The organism is Corallococcus llansteffanensis (assembly GCF_003612055.1).
In the GTDB taxonomy this organism is placed as follows: Bacteria; Myxococcota; Myxococcia; order Myxococcales; family Myxococcaceae; genus Corallococcus; species Corallococcus llansteffanensis.
This window is the reverse complement of sequence record NZ_RAWB01000728.1, coordinates 1-4,321: the sequence shown is the minus strand read 5'-3', so window position 1 is coordinate 4,321 and position 4,321 is coordinate 1. Positions and strand designations below refer to the sequence as shown.

3 protein-coding genes are annotated in these 4,321 nt (G+C 69.5%); all 3 read right to left on the bottom strand.

Going from position 1 to position 4,321, the window contains the following annotated elements; translation table 11 throughout:
- Positions 1-756, bottom strand: a 756-nt coding sequence (locus tag D7V93_RS39040) for a LysR family transcriptional regulator (RefSeq protein ID WP_147451573.1), incomplete at its 3' end; no start/stop codon positions are given.
- A gap of 50 nt (positions 757-806) precedes the next feature.
- Positions 807-1,628 (bottom strand): SDR family oxidoreductase, encoded by an 822-nt coding sequence (locus tag D7V93_RS39035; RefSeq protein WP_120648139.1) that lies wholly within the window; start codon positions 1,626-1,628, stop codon positions 807-809.
- A 115-nt stretch (positions 1,629-1,743) separates the two neighbouring features.
- Positions 1,744-4,074 (bottom strand): Kelch repeat-containing protein, encoded by a 2,331-nt coding sequence (locus D7V93_RS39030; protein ID WP_120648138.1) that lies wholly within the window; start codon positions 4,072-4,074, stop codon positions 1,744-1,746.
- Positions 4,075-4,321 lie beyond the last annotated feature (247 nt).

The following is a 4,321-nucleotide window of genomic DNA, read 5'->3' as shown; positions in this document are numbered from 1 at the left end:
GTCGGGGGCGATGGCGCAGGCGCGGTAGGCGCGCAGCAGCTCGTAGAGGTGGAGGAAGCTCTCCACGCGGCCCACCTCCTCCACGGTGACGCCGTGGGCGGCGAAGCGCGCGCTGTTGGCGCCTCCGTACGGATCGTCCCGCAACCAGTCCACGAAGCGCTGACCCTGCAGGTCCTTCACATCCAGGGGGCGCGGGGACGGGTGCGCGCGGACGAGCGCGGAGTCGGGGCCGGCGAGCACCACGAAGGGCATGCGCAGCAGGGACTCGGAGTCCACGCCTTCATGCGGAGGCAGCGGGGTGAAGTCCAGCACCAGGTCCTGCTGGCGGGTCTGCACCTGCCGCACGAGCTCGTGCGAGCCGCCGAAGCCCACCACGAGCTTGAGGTCGGTGGCGGCCGCGTCCTGCGCGATGCCGCCCAGCAGCGACATGGACAGGGTGGGGTTGAGCCCCAGACGGAGCGTGGGCTCCACGCGCGCCAGGTCCATGAGCCGCTTCATGTCCAGCTGGTGCAGGGGCGTCTGGGTGCCGGCGTAGAGGCGCTCGCCGCGCGCGGACAGTTGCAGGCGCCGGCCCGGGCCCCGCTCCAGCAGGGCGGCGCCGTCCGCGAGCGTCTCCTCCAGGGCGCGGATGTGTTCGCTCACCACGGAGCGGGCGACGCCCAGGTGCTCGGCGGCGGCGTCGATGCTGCCCGCCTCCACGGCGGCGGTGAAGGACTCGAGCCAGACCAGGTGTCGCAGCAGCTTGCGCGGGGGCATGAGGGCCTTGTTCCTGGCGCACCCATGCGCCCCGGTGGTGGAGCGGACGGTCAGATGAAGTAGTCGGGGAACAGCTCCGCGCCGGGCACGGACTGGTACTTGTCGAAGTTGGTGACGCCCACGCCGCGCAGCACGTCCTCGTCGATGCAGAAGTTGCCGGTGAAGGAGCGGCTGGGCTTGGTGAGGATGGCGTACGCGGCGTCGGCCATGATCTCCGGCGAGCGGCTGCCCTTGATGGTGTCGTCGCCGCCCAGCAGGTTCTGCACGGCGGCGGTGGCGATGACGGTGCGGGGCCAGAGGGCGTTGACGGCGATGCCCTCGTCCTTGAACTCCTCCGCCATGCCGAGCACGCACATGCTCATGCCGAACTTCGCCATGGTGTAGGCGACGTGGGGACCGAACCAGCGCGCTTCCATGTTGAGCGGCGGCGAGTTGTTGAGGATGTGCGGATTGCTGGACTTCTTGAGGTACGGCAGGCACGCCTGGGAGCACGCGAAGGTGCCGCGCGTGTTGATGCCGTGCATCAGGTCGAATCGCTTGAGCGGCGTCTCCAGCGTGCCGGTGAGGCTGATGGCGCTGGCGTTGTTGATGAGGATGTCGATGCCGCCGAAGGTCTCCACGGCCTTGGCGACGGCGGCGTGGATCTGCTCCTCGTTGCGGATGTCCACCACGCAGGGCAGGGCCTTGCCGCCCGCGGCTTCAATCTCCTTGGCGGCGGTGTAGATGGTGCCGGGCAGCTTGGGGTGCGGGTCGGTCGTCTTCGCGGCGATGACGATGTTGGCGCCGTCCCGGGCCGCGCGCAGCGCCATGGCCAGGCCGATGCCGCGGCTGGCACCGGTGATGAAGAGGGTCTTGCCTTGGAGGTTGGACATGGGGCGCATCCTCGCTGAATCGCGGGAGGCCGCAATGCCCGTCGTCGTCGTGGACTTCGGAACGGAGAACACCCACGTCCGCGCGCACAACGGGCGCGCGGACGTGAGGCTGGCGTCAGGGGGTGTAGAGGAGGGCCGCGTTCAGGTAGACGCCCCTGTCCCGGTCATACCCGGCGGCGAAGAGGACCTTGCCCGAGGCCAGGACGGTGGCCGCCATGTGGTATCGCGAGGTGGGCATGCTGGTGGTGAAGGCGGTCTTCCCGGTAGCGGGGTCGAAGATTTCGGCCGTCAGGCTGATGCTCGCTGTGCCACCCGTCACCAGGAGCTTGCCGGAGGGGAGCTGGACCAGGGAGGCATAGGTCCGCGCATGGGTGAAGGCACCCACCGAAGACTGGACATTGAGCGCGGGGTCGTAGACGGCGATGAGCTGCCCCGCGACCATCAGCACCTTGCCTGACGGGAGCAGGAAGGCGTGCGTCCAGCTTGTTCCCGTGACGCCGGTCGCAGGGGCCCAGGTGTTCGCGCCCGGGTCGTAGAACTCCGCGCTCTCGCCGCCTCCCACCACGAGGAGCTTTCCGGAGGGCAGCAGCACCGCTGCGTGTCCTGACCGATTCCCGGGAGCCGAGCTGGCCATGGGCGTCCAGGTATTCGTCGCGGGGTCGAAGAGCTCCGGGATGCGGGTGCTCGTCGCGTCCCCACCGTAGTTCCCACCCACGACCAGGACCTTGCCGGAAGGCAACAGGGTCGCGGTGTGGGCCGCGCGGGCAAACGCCATGGAGGGAGTCGCCGTCCAGGTGTTGGTGGTCGGATCATGGAGTTCGACGGTCTTCTGGGGGACCGTGGAGTTGGAGGCAGTCCATCCCCCGGTCACCAGGACCTTGCCCGAGGGCAGCACCGTCATGCCCGGCTGGACGCGGGCTACGCTCATGTTGCCGGCCGAGGTCCAACTCGCCGTGTCGGATGAGTAGAGCTCCGCCGACGTGAAGCCCGTGGAACCGGTGCTTCCTCCCACCAGCAGGACCTTCCCAGAAGGAAGCGTGAGCGCGCTCGCCCCATAGCGAGGCGTCACCAGGTTGCCCGTTCCCTCCCACTGCCCCACGTTCTCCGGCACGCAGTCTGGAGCCCCCAGCACCGCGACGCTGAAGTTCGTCGAAGCGGAGAAGCCCCGGGCGTTGATGACGGTGGCGGTGATGGACGGAGCCGCGCCCACCGGAGCGCATGCCGGTGCCTTCCAGGAGTTCTCGCTGGAGGTGAACCCAGACGTGGCCGTGCCCAGCGTACCGGTGCTCGCGGCCCAGGCGAACGTGAGGGCACTGCCATCCCCATCCTCGGCCAGGACCCGGAACGTCACGGTGCCGCCGCCATTCACGGACGTCGCGCTCTGGTTCGCCAGCACGATGCGCGGAGGAACGCTGGCCCCCGTGCTCGGCCCCACGCAGACGCGCAACGTGCCCTGCGTCTGTCCGCCCTTGGGGTCCTTCACGGTGACGTTGAGCGCGCAGCTTCCGCACGCATCGCCCGTTGGCACGGCGCTGGGGGTGAACGTCGCCGCGCTGGAGGTGGCCTGGGTCCAGCTTCCCGCGCACGACGCGGTCCACTGGTAGGTGAGGGTGTCGCCGTCGCCGTCCGAGGCCTGGGCGGTGACGACCGTGCCCTGGCCCACCGGAACCGGGGACCGCGAGGCCGTGATGCGCTGGACCGAAGGGGAGGTGTTGAAGGAGACCGACACCGCCGCCGCGCCCGAACCCGCGCCGCCATCCGTGGAGACGACCGTGACATCCACCCGGAGGGTGGCTGCCGCGCCGCGCGAATCGGTGACGGTCAACGTCAGCGCGAAGGTGCCACCCGTGGCGGGCGCCTTCCACGTCGTCGCCCCCGCGCCCGCCGAGCCAAAGGTCCCGTCGGTCGCCGTCCAGGCATAGGTGATGGTGTCGGAGGGATCCGGATCATGCGCGGTGGCCTGGAGGGAGAGTGTCCCCCCGGGAAGCACCGTGCTGGCGGAAGCCACGAGCGAGTCGATGATGGGGGTGGTGTTGTCGAACGTTCCCCCGGTCTGGAGGGATTGGAGCGTGATGGCCACCACCGCCGTGGCGCCCGACGTGATGGCAACTCCCGTCGCCTGCCCGCGATAGCGCAGCGAGCCGTCCGCGCCAAACGCCTCCGCCGTGAACGTCCGGTTCGTGCCCACGGGGACCTGGTACAGCGTGCCGCTCCATGCGCCGTCCGTCAGCGCGAGCACCGTCGTGGACGTGGGGACGCCGCTGGCCGTCAGGGTGACGGTCACCCGGGCCACGTCGTCGCCCGCCAGGGCCTGGGGCACCGACCCCATGAACGTCACGTTGCCTGTCTCCAGCGGCTCCGTGCCGGAGGTGCCACAGCCCGCGAGTGCTACCGCCGCGAGCACGAGGCACACGAGTGCCCGAGACGCGCTGTCTTGTCTTTGCATGGAGTTCCTTCAGGGAATGCGTTTGGGGTGGGCAATCACTTTATCGCTGCCTGATAGTGTTTGTAGATGAGTCGGGAATGGCTCGGAGTCTGTCAAAACCCTTGCAGGGTCGGTGATTACCCTGGACGTCAGGCGGACAGGCGTTACGCTCCCGGGACCATGAACCGGCTCCTCCTGCTGCTCGTTGCCGTGGTGTCCGTCCACTGTGCCCATGCGCCCGAGGCCCCGCCGCCCGGACCTCCTCCCG